This is a genomic window from Collimonas sp. GW821-FHT02H07, from assembly GCF_059421505.1.
In genome coordinates this window covers 46,186-64,295 of record NZ_JBWKVC010000014.1, presented here as the reverse complement: position 1 = coordinate 64,295, position 18,110 = coordinate 46,186, and the positions used below count along the sequence as shown (strand labels likewise).

At 62.9% G+C, this 18,110-nt stretch carries 17 protein-coding genes; 3 read left to right on the top strand and 14 right to left on the bottom strand.

All coding sequences use genetic code 11. The annotated features are described in order from the left end of the window. Positions 1 to 15: 15 nt before the first annotated feature. From AC07V8_RS20235 to AC07V8_RS20200, 8 genes are all read right to left on the bottom strand, one after another. A complete protein-coding gene (locus tag AC07V8_RS20235) occupies positions 16 to 1,554 on the bottom strand; it encodes a DUF1800 domain-containing protein (RefSeq protein WP_494679902.1) in 1,539 nt (512 codons plus the stop codon). A gap of 264 nt (positions 1,555 to 1,818) precedes the next feature. Further along, positions 1,819 to 2,190 (bottom strand): EF-hand domain-containing protein, encoded by a 372-nt coding sequence (locus AC07V8_RS20230; RefSeq protein WP_494679903.1) that lies wholly within the window; start codon positions 2,188 to 2,190, stop codon positions 1,819 to 1,821. A 78-nt stretch (positions 2,191 to 2,268) separates the two neighbouring features. Then, positions 2,269 to 3,954: a S10 family serine carboxypeptidase-like protein gene (locus AC07V8_RS20225; RefSeq protein ID WP_494679904.1), complete on the bottom strand. Its 1,686-nt coding sequence runs from the start codon at positions 3,952 to 3,954 to the stop codon at positions 2,269 to 2,271. Positions 3,955 to 4,389: 435 nt separating this feature from the next. Then, positions 4,390 to 4,683 (bottom strand): putative quinol monooxygenase, encoded by a 294-nt coding sequence (locus tag AC07V8_RS20220; RefSeq protein WP_494679905.1) that lies wholly within the window; start codon positions 4,681 to 4,683, stop codon positions 4,390 to 4,392. Positions 4,684 to 4,760: 77 nt separating this feature from the next. Next, positions 4,761 to 5,786, bottom strand: coding sequence for an NADP-dependent oxidoreductase (locus AC07V8_RS20215; RefSeq protein WP_494679906.1), 1,026 nt, complete (start codon positions 5,784 to 5,786; stop codon positions 4,761 to 4,763). 386 nt (positions 5,787 to 6,172) lie between these two features. Beyond that, the gene (gene leuD / locus AC07V8_RS20210) at positions 6,173 to 6,814 is read right to left on the bottom strand and encodes a 3-isopropylmalate dehydratase small subunit (protein WP_494679907.1); all 642 of its coding nucleotides are present in this window, start codon (positions 6,812 to 6,814) and stop codon (positions 6,173 to 6,175) included. Beyond that, complete coding sequence (gene leuC / locus AC07V8_RS20205; RefSeq protein ID WP_494679908.1) at positions 6,807 to 8,231, bottom strand: 3-isopropylmalate dehydratase large subunit; 1,425 nt, start codon at positions 8,229 to 8,231, stop codon at positions 6,807 to 6,809. Before leuC ends, leuD begins: the two co-directional genes overlap by 8 nt. A 17-nt stretch (positions 8,232 to 8,248) precedes the next feature. Further along, positions 8,249 to 9,139 carry an alpha/beta fold hydrolase gene (locus AC07V8_RS20200; RefSeq protein WP_494679909.1) on the bottom strand — a complete coding sequence of 297 codons (891 nt, stop codon included), beginning with the start codon at positions 9,137 to 9,139 and terminating at the stop codon, positions 8,249 to 8,251. Positions 9,140 to 9,231: 92 nt separating this feature from the next. Between AC07V8_RS20200 and AC07V8_RS20195 the strand changes: the two genes are divergently transcribed. Continuing rightward, entirely contained in the window at positions 9,232 to 10,155 is a 924-nt protein-coding gene (locus AC07V8_RS20195) for a LysR family transcriptional regulator (protein WP_494679910.1), read from the top strand. Here the strand turns inward: AC07V8_RS20195 and AC07V8_RS20190 are convergent. Both AC07V8_RS20190 and AC07V8_RS20185 read right to left on the bottom strand, forming a co-directional pair. Next, positions 10,109 to 11,005: a pirin family protein gene (locus AC07V8_RS20190; RefSeq protein WP_494679911.1), complete on the bottom strand. Its 897-nt coding sequence runs from the start codon at positions 11,003 to 11,005 to the stop codon at positions 10,109 to 10,111. The genes AC07V8_RS20195 and AC07V8_RS20190 overlap by 47 nt on opposite strands. A 35-nt stretch (positions 11,006 to 11,040) precedes the next feature. Continuing rightward, positions 11,041 to 11,775 carry an isochorismatase family protein gene (locus tag AC07V8_RS20185; RefSeq protein ID WP_494679912.1) on the bottom strand — a complete coding sequence of 245 codons (735 nt, stop codon included), beginning with the start codon at positions 11,773 to 11,775 and terminating at the stop codon, positions 11,041 to 11,043. A gap of 157 nt (positions 11,776 to 11,932) precedes the next feature. On the opposite strand from AC07V8_RS20185, the gene AC07V8_RS20180 reads away from it, so the two are divergent. Both AC07V8_RS20180 and AC07V8_RS20175 read left to right on the top strand, forming a co-directional pair. Beyond that, positions 11,933 to 12,853: a LysR substrate-binding domain-containing protein gene (locus AC07V8_RS20180; RefSeq protein ID WP_494679913.1), complete on the top strand. Its 921-nt coding sequence runs from the start codon at positions 11,933 to 11,935 to the stop codon at positions 12,851 to 12,853. An 88-nt stretch (positions 12,854 to 12,941) separates the two neighbouring features. Then, positions 12,942 to 13,481, top strand: coding sequence for a hypothetical protein (locus tag AC07V8_RS20175; RefSeq protein WP_494679914.1), 540 nt, complete (start codon positions 12,942 to 12,944; stop codon positions 13,479 to 13,481). On the opposite strand, the gene AC07V8_RS20170 is transcribed toward AC07V8_RS20175, so the two are convergent. From AC07V8_RS20170 to AC07V8_RS20155, 4 genes are read right to left on the bottom strand one after another with little or no spacing between them, the layout of a single operon-like run. Then, positions 13,478 to 14,971 carry an efflux transporter outer membrane subunit gene (locus tag AC07V8_RS20170; protein WP_494679915.1) on the bottom strand — a complete coding sequence of 498 codons (1,494 nt, stop codon included), beginning with the start codon at positions 14,969 to 14,971 and terminating at the stop codon, positions 13,478 to 13,480. The two genes, AC07V8_RS20175 and AC07V8_RS20170, sit on opposite strands and share 4 nt — an antisense overlap. Before the next feature lie 25 nt (positions 14,972 to 14,996). Then, positions 14,997 to 16,139, bottom strand: coding sequence for an ABC transporter permease (locus AC07V8_RS20165; protein WP_494679916.1), 1,143 nt, complete (start codon positions 16,137 to 16,139; stop codon positions 14,997 to 14,999). Beyond that, the gene (locus tag AC07V8_RS20160) at positions 16,136 to 17,128 is read right to left on the bottom strand and encodes an ABC transporter ATP-binding protein (RefSeq protein ID WP_494679917.1); all 993 of its coding nucleotides are present in this window, start codon (positions 17,126 to 17,128) and stop codon (positions 16,136 to 16,138) included. Before AC07V8_RS20160 ends, AC07V8_RS20165 begins: the two co-directional genes overlap by 4 nt. Further along, positions 17,125 to 18,087, bottom strand: coding sequence for an HlyD family secretion protein (locus tag AC07V8_RS20155; protein WP_494679954.1), 963 nt, complete (start codon positions 18,085 to 18,087; stop codon positions 17,125 to 17,127). Before AC07V8_RS20155 ends, AC07V8_RS20160 begins: the two co-directional genes overlap by 4 nt. Positions 18,088 to 18,110 lie beyond the last annotated feature (23 nt).

The window sequence follows — 18,110 nt, the reverse complement described above, 5'->3', positions numbered from 1 at the left end:
CAATCCGATCAAGGCTCAGCGCTGCATGAAATCCGGGCTGCCGAGCACCATGGCGGCGCGCAAGGCGGCCGGGTTATTGTTGATGGTGGCGCGCGTCTTGGCTGAAATCGCCGGACCGAGCGTGTTCAGCAAGGTATCGGCGTCGAGCGGCGGTTCGGCAGCGGCGGGCGTATTCGCGGCGCTATTGTCCTGGCCCGCGGCCTTGTTCAAAGGCAGTCGCCCGGCTGCCAGCGCGGTAGCAAACGTAATGCGCCGCGCCAGCGCATCCGGATTCAGCCATGCCGCTTCGGTGTTCTTGTAGCCGTCCGGCGTTTGCGCGCCGTACAGCGGCATGCCGAGCTGGTTCAAGGCCCCCAGCAAAGGACGGACATTGGTGATCGGCATCTGGCCGGCGCGCGCCGCCGAAATCACATACTGGTAAGGCGTCTTGAACTTGGCGCCGACAGTGCTGGCGGCCATGAATTCAGGACTGTGGAACAAGGTGCGCAATACTTCGCGGATGTCGCCCCTGGTTTCAAGATAGCGCTTGGACATGCGTTCCACCAGCTGCGGCGGCGGATTGTCCTGCACAAAATACTGCGCCAGCTGATAGCTCAAGTGGCGGGCAGTGGCGGGATGCATGGCCAGCACGTCCAGCGCGAATTCCCCCTCGCCCTGGCCCTGGGCGCCGACGTGATGGCCCAGCCATTCCTTGTCGCCCATATCGTGGCGTTGCGCGTCGAAACGGAAAGTACGGTTGTTGCGCGCCAGCTCGCGCGGATCGAAACTCCAGCCGGTCAGCATGCGCGCCAGTTCGGTCACGTCCTTCTGGGTATAGCCGGTGTCCACGCCCAGCGTATGCAGCTCCATCAGTTCGCGCGCATAGTTTTCATTGAGGCCGGTGGCCTTGGCTTTCGGTCCCTGGGCGCCGCCGCGGCGGCCTTGCCCAGACTGATAATCATTAGAGGTGGAAAGCCAGTTATCCAGGTAGAACAGCATGGCCGGATGCTTGGCGGTCGCCCCCAGCAGGTCGCGGAAGGAGCCCAGCACATAAGGACGGATCGCATCGCGCTCGTAGCTGCCAATCAGGGCCCGGTCCAGGCCCTTGCCGCCGTACACATTGAAGTGGTTGAACCAGAAATCGACCATCACTTCTTCCAGCTGGCGCGGGCTGTCGATGGCGCGGGCGATCCTGGCTTCGGCATTTTGCTCGACGATCTTGCCGACCACTTCGCGCCGCTTTTGCTTGGCGGCGTCGTCGCCGTCATTGGCGACCTTGCGCACCGCCAGGAACTCGGACAGCACTTCGCCGGCGCTGGCGTTGCTGGCGTCGAGCGTGCTCAGGCGCTGCGACAGCGCGGCCGGCAAGGGAATGCTTTCCGGCTGCAACTGGCCGTCGATGTAGCGCTCGATGCCCATCTGCTTGACCCTGTCGATATCGCCCGGCTTGGGGCCGTAGCCCAGCCGGTCCAGTACATGCAAGGCCTGTTGATCGCTGGACAAGGGCGCGGCCGTTGCCGCCAGGGCGCTGACCGAAAACAGTGCAAGTACAGCGAAGCGGATGGCTAATTTCATGGACGGTCACCGGCAAGAATGATCAGGATTGGAAGCAGATTGGAAGCAAATGAAATGCCTCTCGCATTGACTACATTAACGCATTTCAGATGAGCCTCTGCCACCACCTAGATGTATCGATTGTAACCAGCTGTAAAGGCCACATTAAGTTACGTCAGCGCACGCAAACCTCACCCGGAACACGGCGGCAGAAAAAAAGCGCAGCCCTCCAATTGGACGGCTGCGCTTTTCCTCTCGGCTCCCTGGCCGGGAGCCCGTTCTCTACTACGGCTGCGACTGCAGGTAGTGCTTCACATCGTCGAAGGTCACCTTGCCGGACTTGTTGACGTCGATCTTGCCGAAATTGTTAGCCACATAGCCCAGGCCGCTCTTTTGCGCCTGCTGTTGGGTCAGCGTACCCGTCTTGGCGACATCGGCGGCATCGAAATTCGATTTCAAACGGCTCATGGCTTGCGCCTTGAGCGTGTCGCCGGTGGATGCCGCCGCGGCTGGCGCCGCCGGCCGCGCTGCCGGGAAGAACGGGCCTTCCACGCCATGTGTCGCAATACCGGCCGGAGTCGCAGCCGTATCGCTGGCATGCGCCGGGACTGCCGTTGCACAAAGGGCAAATATCATTAGATAAAATGTATTTTTCATAGGATTTCCTATACGCCTTTCTTCATCATAGTCGATCCGGACGCCGTCGGCGCCGGTTCCGCGTATTGCCTCATGTACCTATGGCGTACCCGCTGGCCCCATATCCGACCACGGCGCCGGCAGCTCGGCGAAGCGCATGGCGCCTCTTATCCGCCGGTCCTGGTAATAGTCGACCAGGTCGGCCTTCATGCGCGGCCGCGAGCTGTCGTCCAGGTAGATCATGTGGCCGCCGGCATAATGCGTCACCTGGATGTCAGGCCGGATGCCGGCAACGCTCTTGAGCCGTCCCAGATCTTTCTCGGTCATGAAAAATGGCGTGACCAGGTCGTGGTAGCCGTTTTCAACCAGCACCTTGATGTGCGGATTGAGCGTGATTTCGGCTAGCAAATCGGGCAGCGTATCCGGCACCGGCAGCCCTCCATGGCTGAAATCCCAGTTGCCGTTGGCGCTGTTGCTCAAGGTCACGTAGGTGGTGTTCGGCGCCGTGTACTTCAGGTAGTCCGGCAGCTGCTGGCTGAGAATCGCCGGAAACGGCTTGGCGATCAGGGCATCGGACGGATCGGAATCGCCCACCAGCATCGGGCTGTCGTTCGGCGCCGATACGCGGCCGTCATAACCGCCGATGGTGTAGCCCGGCACCAGCGTAGTGTTAAGCGGGTTCGGTCCCAGGTAGGCTTGCAAAGCGCTCACGTTGATGTCGCTCTGGCGCGACATTTGCGCATACACGGCGGGGGGCGGAAATACCGGCGGATTGGCCAGGCCGAGGAAGGTCGGGCCGTAAGGCAGCAACTCCGCGTAACGATCCGTCGAGAAATCGCGCATGCGGCGGGCGAAGCTGCGTACGCCGGACGGCGGCGGCGTGACCTGGCCGAAGAATGCCGCAACTTCGGCATAGCCTGGCAGCAGCGACACCATGTAGTCGGTGGCGCGCTGCAGATCCGCTGCGCTTGGATACTGGTCGTTATAGTCGAGGATGCAAGACTGCAGGATGATGCCGCTCAGCCGCACGCCGGCCTGTTCCAGCAACGGCGCCAGCACATCGGTGCGCGGTGTGCCGTACGATTCGCCGTACAGGTAGATCGGCGCATGCGGGCGCGGATTGACAGCAAGATAGCGCAGGATGAAATCGCGCATCACGCCGGCGTCCTGGTCGACGCCCCAGAACGTTTGATTCGTATTCGGCAGCACCGCCTCGGAGAAACCGGTGCCCGGCGGATCGATGAACACCATGTCGGTGGTGTCGATCAGGCTCTCCTGGTTATCCACCAGCGGGAAGTTGGGCCAGCCGGTGGTGTACGGATCAGGCGTGGCGACCCGGCTCGGCGCGAAAGAACCCAGGCGCAGCCAGATCGATGAAGATCCCGGTCCGCCGTTATAGAAAAAAGTGACGGGACGCGGCCACGGCCCGCGGTTTTTTGCGGTATAGGCAACGTAGAACATCGACGCCTCGGGCTTGCCGTTGGCGTCCGCCGCGGTCAGGTGTCCGGTGGTGGTGGTGTAGTCCACGCGCCTGCCGCTGTCGCGATAAGTCAGCTGATGGTAGGCGACAGCCGCCTTTTCATTGACAATCGACGCCGCCAGCCCGTCAGCGGGGCCGAATGCGTAGGCTGTGTTGTCCATGTAGGGCTGGTCAGGCGGGAACACTTCGGCCGCCGCCGGCATGGAAAAAATCGCGCAGAATCCTGCGGCCAGCGCCGCTGCGTACATGGTGCTTCGGATTGTTCGAGGGGGAGTACTGGCATTCATGGGACGATCTGTTTTCATCTCTTGCCCTTTCTTGTTAGAGACGTACCGCCTGACGGCGGCACAACCGGGTGATTTGACTGACAAAAGCGCTACCGTTACTTCGCCATCGCTTGCTGCGCCAGGTAGTCTCCTGGTTGCTGCCGGCAAGCTGTTGCTACTCTCCCTTTTTACAATTGAACAGACGAACTCTGTCCGCGCGACCGGTTCGGTGCTTCATGGATGGATGCTGATTGGATGGGCAGCCGCAAGATCTTGCGACCTGGCCGGCGAATCGCACCGCTTCAATAATCCGAGTGAGATTCGACCCCGCCACCTCAAAGGTATACTACAAAAATACATTTCTTCAAGGAAAGTTTCAATTGCGCGGCGGTACGGATTGCAGAGGCTGGCGGCAGACAATGGAAGATACGCCGCGCTGAACGCGGCGAACCATCCGGCAATCCGTTTCCCCGATTACTTCGACGCCAGGATATCGATTTTTTCGATGGCTGGCGGCTGCGAAAACAGTTCAGCCGACCTGCCCATCAGCGCAGCTGCCACCCGCCCGTTGAGATGCGCCTGACGGCCCGCCTCGTCAGGAAAAGTGTCGAAGATGCCGTAGGTAGACGGCCCCAGCTTGATGGCGTACCAAGTGGTGGTCGCCAGCTCCTGTTGCACAACTGCCAAGCCGTCGCGCAGGAATGCCTCGACCTCGGCTTCTTTTCCCGGCCGGGCTTCCAGCCTGACGAACAGACCCAGATTAGCCATGTCGACCTCCCGCTGATATGCATGGAACTAGAGTTTAGCCGTCCCCGTACGCATTGCAATGCCGCCGAATCAAGCTATCAGACGCGCACCAGCAGCTTGCCGATATTCTTGCCCTCGAACAGACTGTTGAGCGCATCCGGCAATCGTTCGAAACCGTCGACATAGGTCTCCTGAAACACGATTTCGCCGCTTTTCACCCAAGGCGCCACGATCGCCAGCATCTCATCCATGCGGCTGGTGTAGTCGCGCGCCAGGATGCCCTGGATGGTGGCGCGCTGGAACAGCATGTGCTGCAGGAAGCGCGGACCGAGGTCGGGCGTATCAAGGCCGCCGTCGTACTGGCTGATGGCGCCGCAGATGATGATGCGGGCGCGCCGCTTGATCAGCGGGATGACCGCATCGGTGATGGGGCCGCCGACATTGTCAAAGTAGATATCGACGCCGCCGGTAGCCGCCTGGATCGCAGCGCTCAATGCTTCGGGCGTCGTATGCGCGCGATAGTCGATGGCGCCGTCCAGCTTCAGCGTCTCGGTCAGGAACTTGCATTTCTCGGCGCCGCCGGCGATGCCGATCACGCGGCACCCTGCCCGCTTGCCGAACTGCGCCACCAGCGAACCGACCGCGCCTGCGGCCCCCGACACCAGCAAGGTATCGCCCGGACGCGGACGGCCGGCTTCGGTCAGGCCGAACCAGGCTGTGCGGCCCGGCATGCCCAGCACCCCGAGCGCGGTGGAAACCGGCGCAACAGCGGGATCGAGCTTGGTCAATTCGCTGTGATGACAGCGCGCATACAGCTGCCAGCCGCTATAGGCCGAGACCCAGTCGCCGGCCTGATACAGCGGGCTGGCCGAAGCCATCACTTCGCCGACCACGCCGGCGCGCTGCACGATCCCCAGCGGATGCGGCACATCGTAGGTATTGCGCTCGTGCTGCTGGATCCGGATATACGGATCGACGCTGATGAATTTGGCGCGCAGGATCACTTCATTGGTCGCCAGGTTGCCGTCGAGTTCGCTTTCACGCAACTGGTAATGATCGTTGCCGACGCGTCCGTCCGGACGCTTGACGTAAAACCACTGGCGGTTCTGGTAAGTGTTTTGCATGTTGGAAGCCTGGTTGCTGTTGGCCTGACAGTGTAGCTAAATTGCCAAAGCTGCGCTGGGCTCGGGCATAAAGCCGACGGGACGGCAGCCGCAGAAAACCTTCCATATCGCAGAAAATGGGCGGAGTCATCTGGGGTCGGAGTGAAGTTTCTGCAAAAAGCGCGCAGAAAGTTCACTCCGACCCCAGTTAGCTGCTTAGCTTAAGCGCGACGAAAACCAGATTACGATTTTGAAATGCGTTCGCGCGCGATGGCGTCCAGCACTTGGTGGAATTGCGGAGCGTGCTCGGCACGGATCGGCATGATACTGAACATGGTTTCTTTCATCGCGTAGCATTCGCTTCCCACTGGCGCCCCGCGGCGCCTCCTATGCGATGCTAGCGTAAATCATGCAATCTGCCCATGATTGTCTTCAGCCAGAGGCAGCACCCAGGCCCACGGACAAGCCGTTTCATGCTTTTTCTCGAAAGCGCTAATCTGCGGCAGCAATTGCAAGGTGGCGCCCACCACGTCCAGCCCTTCGACGATCATTTTCCTGTACCGCTCGCCCAGCGTGAAGGCGAATGCCAGCGAACCGCACGACAGTTGCATCTGTTCCAGGTCGATGAGCAGACGGTGCCTGTTGCTCTCCAATGCCTTCAATAGCAAGGCAATCCGGTCATGCTCCAGCACGATCAGCAGCAAGCGGTTATTCAGCGCATTACTGAAAAAAATCTCGCCAAAGCTGGGCGCAATGACGGCTTCCACGCCCAATTGCTGCAAGCCCCACACCGCATGCTCACGGCTGGAGCCGCAGCCGAAGTTGGAGCCGCCGATCAGGATGCCGGCATCCTTGTACTCCGGACGGTTCAGCAAAAAATCCGGCCTGGGACTGCCGTCCGGATGAAAACGCAGGTCGAACAGCACGCCCCGGTCCAGCCCTTCCTTGGTGATCGTGCGCAGGAACTGCTTGGGCATGATCTGATCGGTATCGAGGTTATCGATCGGCAGCGGCGCGGCAACGCCTTCGATGCGCTTATGTTCAGGCATGCTGTTTCTCCAAGGTGCGGACATCGCTGATGCAGCCGCTGAGCGCGGCGGCAGCCGCCATCGCCGGACTCATCAGATGAGTGCGGCCACCCCTGCCCTGGCGGCCCTCGAAATTGCGGTTGGTGGTGGAGGCGCAGCGTTCGCCCGGCGCCAGCACATCATCGTTCATGGCCAGGCACATCGAGCAGCCCGGCTGGCGCCATTCAAAGCCGGCATCGATGAAGATAGCGGCCAGGCCTTCCTGCTCGGCCTGGCGCCGTACCGCGCCGGAACCGGGCACCACCATCGCCCGCACCGTGGCGGCGACGCGCTGGCCGGCGACGATGGCGGCGGCAATGCGCAAATCCTCGATGCGGCCATTGGTGCAGGAGCCGATGAAGACGCGGTCTACCGGCAGGCCGGCAATCGCGGTGCCGGCCGAAAGACCCATGTATTGCAGGGCCTGGACCGTCGCGGCAGCAGCCTGTTCGTCGCCTGCCAGCGCCGGATCGGGAATCAGGGCATTGACCGCAATCGCCTGGTCGGGACTGGTGCCCCAGGTGACAAACGGCGCGACTTCCTGCGCAGCGAATGCATGTTCGACATCGAACACGGCATCTTCATCTGAATATAACTGCTGCCAGTCGCCCAGCGCCCGCACAAAATCCTGCTCGCCAAGATCCTGCGCCTTCGCCCTGACATAGGCATAAGTCGTCTCGTCAGGCCGGATCAAGGCCGCCCTGGCGCCCGCCTCCACCGCCATATTGCACAAGGTCATGCGCGCCTCGGCTGACAGCGCCGCTATCGTCGTGCCGGTAAACTCGACGGCGTAGCCGCGCGCCCCCTGGGCGCCGATGCGGGCGATGATCAGCAGGATCAGGTCCTTGACCGATGTGCCCACCGGCAGTGCGCCGTCGACCCTGATGCGCATGTCTTGCGCCAGGCGGTAGACCAGGGTCTGGGTCGCCAGGATGTGCTCCACTTCGGAGGTGCCGACGCCGAATCCCAGGGCGCCCAGCGCGCCGTAAGTGGTGGTATGGCTGTCGCCGCACAGCACCACCATGCCGGGCCGGATCCAGCCGTGTTCGGGTGCGATGATGTGCTCTATGCCTTGTTCTTCATGGTTGGCATCGAACAGCTTGATGCCGAACTCGCGGCAGTTGCGCTTGAGATTGCTGGCCTGCAGCGCCGAGGCCGGATCGAGGATCACGCGGCTGTCGACGCTCACCGGATGGGTCGGGATGATGTGCGACACCACGGCAAGCTGCTGCCGCGGCCGCAGCACGGTCCGATGACTGGCGCGCAGGCTGCTGAATGCCTGCGGGCTGGTGTATTCGTTCATGATGTGCAGGTCGGCATACAGCAGCACGTGCTGCTCATCCAATACGGCGACGGTGTGGCTGTCGACCAGCTTCCGATATAGTGTGCGATGTGGCATGGCATGGTCTCCGGCGATCAATCGGTAAAACCATCGGCAAGAAATGGCAGGACTTCCGCCAACAACTGGTCCGGCGCCTGTTCCGGAATGTAATGGCCGCAGGCCAGCGCCTTGCCGCTCAGATGCGTCGCCAGCTGCTCCCATTCCGCTAGCGGATCAAAGCATTTTTCGATGACGCCATCGGCGCCCCACAAGACCTTGGTCGGGCATTCGATCTTGTTGCCCTGGGCCAGATCCAGACGCTCATGTTCCAGGTCGATGCCGGCGCTGGCGCGGTAATCCTCGCAGATGCCATGGATGGTGGCCGGATCGCTCAGGCAGCGCAGGTATTCGCCATAGGCTGGCGGCGTGAACGGCGCCAGACCGGCGCTGCGGCCGCCTATCGTGTGCTTCAGGTACTCCTCGGGATGCGAGCCGATCAGCAGTTCCGGGAAAGGCGCCGGCCGGATCAGGAAAAACCAGTGGTAATAAGCCGTGGCGAAAGCCATGCTGGTCTGTTCATACATGGCCAGCGTCGGCGCGATATCCAGCAGCACCAGCTTGCGGATAGCGTCAGGATGATCGAGCGCCATGCGGTAAGCCACCCGGCCGCCGCGATCATGTCCCATCAGCAGGAATTGGGGAAATCCCAGCTGCGCCATCAGTTCGATCTGGTCCTGTCCCATGGTGCGCTTGGAATAGTTGCTGTGGTCCGCCAGGCCGGCGGGCTTGCCGCTGTCGCCATAGCCGCGCAGATCGGCGGCGACGACGGTGAACTGGCGGGCCAGCCGCTCAGCCGTCTTGTGCCAGATGACGTGGGTCTGCGGATGGCCATGCAACAGCAGCAAAGCCGGACCGCTGCCGCCGCGGACATAGTTGATCTGCGTGCCGTTGACCTCGGCCATGCCATGCTCGAATCCTGGAAACATCGCTCGCTCTCCTTGTGATGAAGAGATTGTATAGCTGGCAGTTCGATTTATAATTCATTAATATTGATTCTATTATTTCTTTCAAGTTAATAATGAATACGCTCTCCGACCTTGCATTTTTTGCCGCGCTGGTAAAGACCGGCAGCCTTGCCGCGCTGGCGCGCGAACTTGGCGTCACCCCGCCGGCGGTCACCAAAAGACTGGCCAATCTTGAGCAGCGCCTGGGAGTGCGCCTGCTGAACCGCACCACCCGGACCATGAGCGTGACCCATGAAGGCGAGATCTACCTGGCGGACGGCGCCCGCATCCTGGCCGATATCGAAGCGCTGGAACGCACCATCGGCAGCAGCCGCGCAGTGCCCAAGGGCCTGTTGCGCGTCAACGCCAGCTTCGGCTTCGGCCGCAAGCATATCGGCCCTGCCGTATCGGAATTCAGCAAGCGCTTTCCGGAAGTGGAAGTGCAATTGCTGCTGTCCGAGCGGCCCCTGAACCTGGCGGACCAGGCTTTCGATATCGGCATCCGCATTGGAGAAATGCCGGACGCGCGCATCATTGCGCGCAAGATCGCCGCCAACCGCAGGCTGCTGTGCGCCGCGCCGGCCTACCTGAAGCAGCATCCGGCGCCGGCCACGCCGCGCGATCTGCAAACCCATGCCTGCATCGTGCTGCGCGAAAACGATGCCGCCTACGGCAGCTGGCACTTAAGCCGCGGCAAGCGCCAGCAAACCGTCAAGGTGCGCGGCGCCCTCAGCAGCAACGACGGCGAAACCGTGCTGGCCTGGGCGCTGGCAGGCCATGGCATCTTGATGCGCTCCGAATGGGACGTGGCGCCATATCTGCGCTCCGGACGGCTGCGCCAGGTGCTGCAGGAATGGGCGCTGCCGCCGTCCGACATTTTCGCGGTCTACCCGGAGCGCCTTAACCTGTCGGCCAAGGTCACTGCTTTTGTCGACTTCCTTGCGGCGCGCTTCAAAGCCCATCTTCTGCCGCAGAAGGATGGACAGCACGGCTGGTAGGCATTGCCAGCCGGCCGAACTCGCCGCGCCGGTAAGCCTGCATCCGGTCGTTCATCTGCTCCACGGTATTCATCACCAGCGGCCCGTGCTTGACCATGGGTTCCCTGAGCGCTGGGCCGGACAGGATCACGAAGTGGGCAGGCCCGGCCGCCGTCAGCCTGACGGCGCTTGCCTCGGCTACTCCCAGCGCATGGCCTGCCGCCAGTTGCTGGGCGCAGGCAAAAGCATCCATGCTCAGGCTGAGCACTCCCTGTACCGCATAAATCATGGCGTTCCAGCCGGCAGGGATGGCGTGCTCAAAGGTCCCGCCGGCTTCGAGAAAGCCGTCCAGCAACGTGAACGGCTGCGGCAGCCGCGCCGGCGAGCGCAGTCCCTGGGATTCGCCTGCCGCCACCCTTACCCGCACGCCCGGCGCCTGGAACACCGGCATGTCGGCGGCGTCCACATGCACCGCATACGGTGCTGTCATTTTTTGCGCCGCCGGCAGGTTGACGAAAATCTGCAAGGCATGCACATGCGGATTCTCGCCTTCCGGCTGTTCGGTATGCACCGCCCCGCGGCCGGCGACAAACCAGTGCAGGTCGCCGGGCTGGATCGGCCCCTGGTTGCCAAGCGAATCGTAATTGTGATGCGGGCTGACGGAATCTTCAAACACATAGGTCACCGCCGAGATGCCGGCATGCGGGTGCGGCTCGAAAGTCGGCGCTGTCATGTGGAAGTGGTCCAGCATGACGACCGGATCGACCAGCCCCTGGAAATCATTCTCCGCAAAATGCCTGGCCGTGAAGCCCTCGCCGATGCGCATCTCATGCCCTGCGACGATCGGCGAGACAGATAATTTCTTGTTCATGTGAATTCCTCTGTTCCGGATAAGGGATGGCAGCTTTATTTATTGCTGAATGCGCTGTGCAATTGCCAGACCAGGCTGGCGAACGGCATGTCCAGCGCCGCGTAGACATCCTGCGCCTTCGGATCGGTGTTATCCCTCAGCATTTCTACCGCCGCGGTCGCATAGTCGGTCACCGGCACACCGGCGCCGGCCAGCCGTTGCAAACCAACGACGCGCTTGGTGTCATTGAATGTGCCTGACGCATCCAGCACCACACGCGTATCGTAGCCGGCAGCCTTGGCGGACAATGCCGGAAAGGTAGCGCAGACTTCCAGCGAAACGCCGGCGATCAGGATTTGCTTGCGTCCGGTTTTACGGATCGCAGCCTGCACCTGCGGATCTTGCCAGGCATTGACCGCCGTGCGGTTGATCACCGGCACGCCGGGCAAGGCTGCGCGCAGTTCCGGAATGGTCGGGCCCCACATGCCATCCGGCATGGTGGCCGTCATGATCACCGGCACGCCCAATGCCTGCGCCGCCTTGGCCAGCGCCACCACATTGTGCTTGAGCTCAGCCACAGGCATGTCACGCACGCCAGTGAGCAGGCCGACCTGGTGATCGACCAGCAACAACACGGTGTCGTCGCGCGATTGCGGGGTGAGATAGGTATTGCCGCTCTGGACGCGCGCATCGGCGACGACAGTTGGCGCGGCTGCAGCAGCGTTGCCGGCGAACAACGAGAAAGCCAAGGCGGCAATGGCGCCAGCCTGGATAAATTTGCTGTGTTTCATGTGATTCTCCTGTGTGGAAGCAGTTTTGGGTAAGCGGCAGTTGCTTTCTTTGCCTGGTATCCATCATGCGCTTGCAACGATCATGGATAAAGGCGCAAAATGACAACCTATCGTTTCGTTGGTGGAACGATAAAAAACAAACAAGGTACCCGCTTCCATGAATCCTCTGGCGATCGACCTGAATGACCTTTATCTGTTTGCCCAGGTAGTCGAGCGGCGCGGCTTTACCGCGGCTGGCGATGCGCTAGGCATTCCGAAATCGCGCATTTCGCGCCGCATCACGCAACTGGAAGCGCGCCTCGGTGCGCGCCTGCTGCAGCGTACTTCGCGCCGCATGAGCCTGACCGAGGCCGGCCAGGAGCTGTACCGCCATTGCGCCGCCATGATCGCCGAGGCCCACGCCGGCGAAGATGCGGTGCGCAAGCGCCTGGGCGAGCCCAGCGGCACGGTGCGCGTCAGCCTGCCGATGGCGATCGCCGACATTGCCTTGCCGCGCCTGCTGCCGCGCTTCATGCAGCAATACCCCAAGGTGCGCCTGATGGTGCAAGCCAGCAACCGCCAGATCGACCTGATTGAAGAAAACATCGACGTGGTGGTGCGCGGACTTGGCGCCCAGCAGGAGCCGTCGAGCCTGGTGCAAGCCGGCCTGTGCTCGGTGCACTGGGTGCTGGTGGCCAGCCCGCTGTATCTGAGGCATAGCGGGCCGATCGACGATCTGCCTGCGCTCGCTACCGCCGACGCCTTGTACTACGCACCGCTCAGCGACAGCGACGCCAGCTGGCGCCTGCTGGGACCGGACGAGGCGCGGCACCAGGCGCCGATCGGCAAGCTGCGGCTGCAGAGCGATAATTTATCCATGCTGAAACAGGCCGCGCTGGCAGGCATGGGCGTTGCCACCCTGCCGCGCTATGCCTGCGCTGCCGAACTGGCTGCCGGCACGCTGCAAGTGGTGCTGCCGGAATGGCGGCCCAAGGCCGGTCATATGGTGGTGCTGTTTCCGTCGCGCCGCGGCCTGGCTCCGGCGGTCAGGGCATTTGTGGATTTCCTCAAAAGCGAATTGCCGGCCGCGCTGGCTTAATCATCTAAGGCCGCCCAGCGCACCTGCGCCGCCTGACTGATAATATCGGCAATCGAAACTGCCCGATTTCTCCATACGAGGTATTTGCATGCGCACACCATCCAATTCCATCCTGGCCTATATCCAGGCCAAGGACGGCAACCGGCCGCACCTGATGGCGCACGCCTTTGCCGAGGACGCCACGCTGGCCATGGCGGTCAACAGCGGCGCCATCACCTTCCCGCCGGCCACCGCGGGACGCGACAACATCGCCGACGTGCTGGTGCGCCGCTTCGGCCAGACCTACGAGAATATCTACACTTTTTGCCTGGCGGTGCCGCCGAAGAACCAGGAATCCGCATTTTCCTGCGACTGGCTGGTAGCCATGACGGAGAAGGAAAGCCGCGCCGTGCGCGTGGGATGCGGCCGTTACGACTGGTCTTTTGCCGAGGAATCCCATCTGGCGCAAGGTTTGGCTATCACTATTGAAGCCATGCAAACGCTGCCGGCCGACGTTGTCGGCGATGTCATGCAGTGGGTCTCGGTCCTGCCCTATCCCTGGTGTTCGGCCGACGCCGTGATCGCCGGCGCACCCGGCATCGAAGGCTTGCACCCGGTGCTGGCCTATATCGCATTAAAGGGCCGTTAGCGCGGATCCGCCGCCGCGCCGGATTCATTCCACCAGCCTCCGCCCAGCGCCTGCAGTAGCGCCGCCGTATCGGTGTAGCGCGCCGCTTGCGCCACAGTGCGCTCAAGATCGTTCTGCAGGCTCTGGCGCTGGGCGTCGAGCAAGCTCAGATGGCTGACGCCGCCTGCCTGATACTGCTTCAGCGTGATCGCCAGGCTATTGCTGGAATTCTCAGCCGCCTGCGTCCTTGCCTGCAGCGCCAGCGCATCGTTCTCCAGCGCGCGCAGGCTGTCCGCCACCTGCTGCAAGGCCTGCAGCACCGTTTGCTGATAGCCGGCCGCGGCCGCATCGTAGGCGGCGACCGCTGAACGTTTCCTGGCGCGTAGCTCGCCGCCGTGGAACAAGGGCTGCATCAGCTTCAGGCCAAGGCTCCAGACATTGAGGCTGTTGGCGATATCGGCGATATGCGTCTGTTCCGCGCCGACGCTGCCGGACAAGGTGAGTTGCGGATAGAGCCCGGCCGTGGCCACGCCGACCTGGGCGCTGGCCTGGTGCAGCGCCGCTTCCGCAGCGCGGATGTCGGGACGCTGGCGCGCCAGTGCCGAAGGCAGGCTCAGCGGCAATCGCTCCGGCAAGATCAGCGCATCCAGTTCCAAAGGCGGCAAGTCAGCCGCGCCGGGCGCCTGCCCCAGGTAAACCGCCAGCTGATGCGTGACCTGCGCCATTTGCTGCCGCAACGCCGGCAACCCTGCTTCGCTTTGCGCCACCAGAGTCCGCTGGTTCTTCAGATCCAGCTCGGCAATGCCGCCCGCGGCCAGGCGCTGCGCCATGATGGCGAGCTGCTGGCGCTGCAGTTCCAGCATCCGTTCGCTGCTGTCGATCTGGGCATGCAGCGCGGCTTGCCTGATCGCCGCCGTGACGACATTGCCGGCCAGCGTCAGGCGCGCCGCCTGCAATTCCTCGGCCTGGTTCTGCGCCTGCGCCTGCAAGCCTTCCAGCATGCGGCTGTTGGCGCCGAAGGCATCGACGGTGTAGGACACATTGAGCGAGGCGTTGTACAGGTTGAACGGCCCGGCCTGGGGCACATTCGGAATCCCCAGCGCAGTGGTGTCGATCTGCTGGCGCGTGCCGCCCAGTTGCAGGTCGGCCCGGGGATAGCGGGTGGCGCCGGTTTCCGCCTGCAGCGTCGCGCTGGCCTGGCGCAGGGTGGCTTTTGCTTGCGCTATCTGCGGACTGTTGGCCAGCGCGGTACGCACCAGCGCATCCAGCCGGGGCGAATGGAACAAGTTCCACCATTGCGCCGGAATATCCATGCCGGCGTCGAACTGCTGGGCCGCACCGCCTGCTCCGCCGCTGGCGGCGGTGGCCTGCGGCTGCGCGCCTGGCGTGTACTGCTGCACGGCCGGCGCCGCCGGCGCCTGGAAATCCGGCCCCACCGCGCAGGCGCCGAGCAGCGCGCTTAGCCCCAGGCACAAGGCTGGGTTCGCTGCGCGCCGCATGTGGACTAGCATGGCTGCCGGCTTCATGACGACTCCCTCAATCCAGTGTGCTGCGGTAAAAGCGCAGCGCAATGCCCATCACGATCACCGTGAACAGCATCAGCGGCCAGACGTTCGGCCACAGATCGATCCAGCCGTTGCCTTTCAGCAGGATGCCGCGTATCAGGCGGTTGAAATAGGTCAGCGGCAGCAGGTTGCCGATGAACTGCGCCCACTTCGGCATGCCCTGGAACGGGAACATGAAACCCGACAGCAGGATGTTCGGCAAAAAGTAGAACATGGTCAGCTGCATCGCCTGCAACTGGTTTTGCGCGATCGACGACAAGGTGATGCCGACCGTCAGGCTGGCGGCGATGAACAGCAGCGCCGCCAGGTAGATCGCCAGCACGCTGCCGGCGAACGGCACGTGGAACATGAAGCGCGCACCCAGCAGGATGATGCTGGCCTGGATCAGGCCGATGGCGATATAGGGCATGATCTTGCCGGTCATGACTTCGATCGGCGAGACCGGCGTCGCCAGCAGGTTTTCCATGGTGCCGCGCTCGCGTTCTCGGGTCATCGAGAGACCGGTCATCATCACCATGGTCATCGACAGGATCACTCCCATCAAACCGGGCACGACGTTGTACTGGGTCACGCCTTCCGGGTTGTACAGGCGCTGCACCTGGACCTCGAAGGCGGGCGCGCCGCCGCTGAATTTCGCCAGCGCCCCTTTCAGATCCTTGTTGACTACCGATTGCACCAGTTGCGGCAAGGCCGCCAGCGCCATGCCGGTGGCGGTAGGGTCGGTGGCGTCGGCTTCCACCAGCAAGGCCGGCCGCTGGCCGCGCAGCAGATCGCGCGTGAAGCTGGCGGGGATATTCAGGACGAACAGCACTTTGCCCTGCGCCAGCGCGGTGCGGGCCGCCGCTTCGTTGGGCAGTTCGGCGACGATGTCGAAATAATCGGAAGCCTTCATGGCAGCGATGAAGGTACGCGTGAATTCGCTATGGTCGGCGGCGATGACGGCGGTCGGCATGTGCTTGGGATCGCTGTTGATGGCAAAGCCGAACAGCACCATCTGCATCACCGGGATCACGGTGATCATGCGCACCGTGACGCGATCGCGCATCAGCTGCAGGAATTCCTTGAGGACGATGCTCCACCAGCGGCTGAAGGAAAAACCCGAAAAACCGCTCATGGCTGGTCTCCGAAATTGTCGGCGGAGCGGTTCATCATGTAGATGAAGACGTCTTCCAGGCTGGTGTCGATCGCTTCCATGCGCAAGCCCTGGCCGGCGGTGATGCGGCGCAAGGTCTGCTCCAGCAAGGCGGCGTCCTTGCCGCAGACATGCAGCGAGGTGCCGAACACCACCAGCTGGTCGACTCCCGGCTGCCCGTGCAACTGCCGGGACAGGCCGACCAGCTGGTTGTCGTCGCTGTCGCGGCTGTTATAGATCGCCCAGGTCGTCAATCCCTGGCCGGCCGCCACTTCAACGGCGGTGCCTTGCACCAGCAGCTTGCCGTAGGCCAGGTAAGCCAGCTTATGGCAGCGCTCAGCCTCGTCCATGTAATGGGTGCTGACCAGCACGCTGATGCCTTCCGCCGCCAGCCGGTGCAGCTCTTCCCAGAAATCGCGCCGCGCGGCCGGATCGACGCCGGCGGTCGGCTCGTCCAGCAACAGCAGCTCAGGCTGGTGCAGCATGCTGGCGGCCAGCGCCAGCCGCTGCTTCCAGCCGCCCGAGAGCGAACCGGCGAGTTGCTTGGCGCGGCTGCTCAGGCCGAGTTTTTCCAGGCTCTGGTCCACCACTTCCTTGCGCCGCTTCATGCCATAGATGCGCGCCACGAAATCCAGGTTTTCGCGGATGCTGAGATCGTCCCAGTAGGAGAACTTTTGCGTCATGTAACCGACCCGGCGCTTGATCTGGTAGCTCTGCTTGATGATATCGAAGCCCATGCAGGTGCCATGGCCGGAATCCGGCGTCAGCAAGCCGCACATCATGCGGATCGAGGTCGTCTTGCCGCTGCCGTTCGGCCCCAGGAAGCCGAAAATCTCGCCGCGCCTGACCTGCAGCGACAGGTCTTTCACCACGTGCTTGCTGCCGAAGTGCTTGTTGATGCGGTCGACATCGACCACCAGGTCGCCGCCGGGCTTTTCAGCATCGCTGTGAGTTTCGCTGGCGGCAGTCATGGCAGTTTCACTTCCACAGGTTGCCCCGGGTGCAGCTTGAGCGCATCTGCCGGCGCCGGCCGCGCTTCGATCATGTACACCAGCTTGGCGCGCGACTGGTTGCTGTAGATGATGGGCGGGTTGTACTCGGATTCGGTGGATATATAGGAAATGCGCACCGCCACGCTGGCCTGGCAGCCATCGCAGCTGAGCGTCAGCGCCTGGTTGATCTTGAGCCGGCCCAGGGTGGTTTCCGGCACGAAGAAACGGATCTTGACGTTTTCCGGCGGCAGCATGCGCAGCACCGGGTTGCCGGCGGCCACCCATTCGCCCTCCCGGTACATGGTGTCGAACACCAGTCCGGCACGGCTTGCACTTATCGTCTTCTGGCCCAGCTTCCAGTCGGCCTGCGCCAGCACCGCCTGCGCAGCGGCGACTTGCGCCTGCTGCGCCCGCACCTGGGCCGCGCGGCTGGGCAGGCGGTCCACCGTCAGCTGGCTTTGCCACTGCCTGACCTGGGCGCTCGCCGTTTGCGCCGCCGCGCGCGAATCGTCCAGCTGCTGGCGTGAGATGCCGCCGGCCTGAAACTGCAGCTCGTCGCGCCGTAACTGCAACGCGGCCTTGCTGGCCGCCGCCTGCGCTTGCGCCAGTTGCGCCCGTGTCACGTCCTGCTCCTGCGGCCGTCTGCCGCTCTGGATATCGGCCAGTTGCGCTTCGGCGGCGTTCAGTTGACGCTGCGCCTGGTTGCGGGCGGCGATTTCATCGCCCGCTTCCAGCGTGAACAATGGCGCGCCCAACGCCGCCTGCTGGCCGCGCTGCACCGACAGCCGATCCAGCCGCCCTCCCTGGGACGAAGCGACGTACACATACTCGCCTTCGACATAGCCCTGCCAATCGTTGTCGTTGGCCGGCATACAGGCCGCCAGCGCCAAACAACACAAGCCGGCGCCGGCAACTGTGGCAGATCGCTGGCAACACATCGAAAAACGATATTGCATCGGAC

Excerpts from the sequence above, each read along its gene's own strand:
- AC07V8_RS20235 (WP_494679902.1), bottom strand. The coding sequence starts at position 1,554 with ATGAAATTAGCCATCCGCTTCGCTGTACTTGCACTGTTTTCGGTCAGC.
- AC07V8_RS20230 (WP_494679903.1), bottom strand. The coding sequence starts at position 2,190 with ATGAAAAATACATTTTATCTAATGATATTTGCCCTTTGTGCAACGGCA.
- AC07V8_RS20225 (WP_494679904.1), bottom strand. The coding sequence starts at position 3,954 with ATGAAAACAGATCGTCCCATGAATGCCAGTACTCCCCCTCGAACAATC.
- AC07V8_RS20220 (WP_494679905.1), bottom strand. The coding sequence starts at position 4,683 with ATGGCTAATCTGGGTCTGTTCGTCAGGCTGGAAGCCCGGCCGGGAAAA.
- AC07V8_RS20215 (WP_494679906.1), bottom strand. The coding sequence starts at position 5,786 with ATGCAAAACACTTACCAGAACCGCCAGTGGTTTTACGTCAAGCGTCCG.
- leuD (WP_494679907.1), bottom strand. The coding sequence starts at position 6,814 with ATGCCTGAACATAAGCGCATCGAAGGCGTTGCCGCGCCGCTGCCGATC.
- leuC (WP_494679908.1), bottom strand. The coding sequence starts at position 8,231 with ATGCCACATCGCACACTATATCGGAAGCTGGTCGACAGCCACACCGTC.
- AC07V8_RS20200 (WP_494679909.1), bottom strand. The coding sequence starts at position 9,139 with ATGTTTCCAGGATTCGAGCATGGCATGGCCGAGGTCAACGGCACGCAG.
- AC07V8_RS20195 (WP_494679910.1), top strand. The coding sequence starts at position 9,232 with ATGAATACGCTCTCCGACCTTGCATTTTTTGCCGCGCTGGTAAAGACC.
- AC07V8_RS20190 (WP_494679911.1), bottom strand. The coding sequence starts at position 11,005 with ATGAACAAGAAATTATCTGTCTCGCCGATCGTCGCAGGGCATGAGATG.
- AC07V8_RS20185 (WP_494679912.1), bottom strand. The coding sequence starts at position 11,775 with ATGAAACACAGCAAATTTATCCAGGCTGGCGCCATTGCCGCCTTGGCT.
- AC07V8_RS20180 (WP_494679913.1), top strand. The coding sequence starts at position 11,933 with ATGAATCCTCTGGCGATCGACCTGAATGACCTTTATCTGTTTGCCCAG.
- AC07V8_RS20175 (WP_494679914.1), top strand. The coding sequence starts at position 12,942 with ATGCGCACACCATCCAATTCCATCCTGGCCTATATCCAGGCCAAGGAC.
- AC07V8_RS20170 (WP_494679915.1), bottom strand. The coding sequence starts at position 14,971 with ATGCTAGTCCACATGCGGCGCGCAGCGAACCCAGCCTTGTGCCTGGGG.
- AC07V8_RS20165 (WP_494679916.1), bottom strand. The coding sequence starts at position 16,139 with ATGAGCGGTTTTTCGGGTTTTTCCTTCAGCCGCTGGTGGAGCATCGTC.
- AC07V8_RS20160 (WP_494679917.1), bottom strand. The coding sequence starts at position 17,128 with ATGACTGCCGCCAGCGAAACTCACAGCGATGCTGAAAAGCCCGGCGGC.
- AC07V8_RS20155 (WP_494679954.1), bottom strand. The coding sequence starts at position 18,087 with ATGTGTTGCCAGCGATCTGCCACAGTTGCCGGCGCCGGCTTGTGTTGT.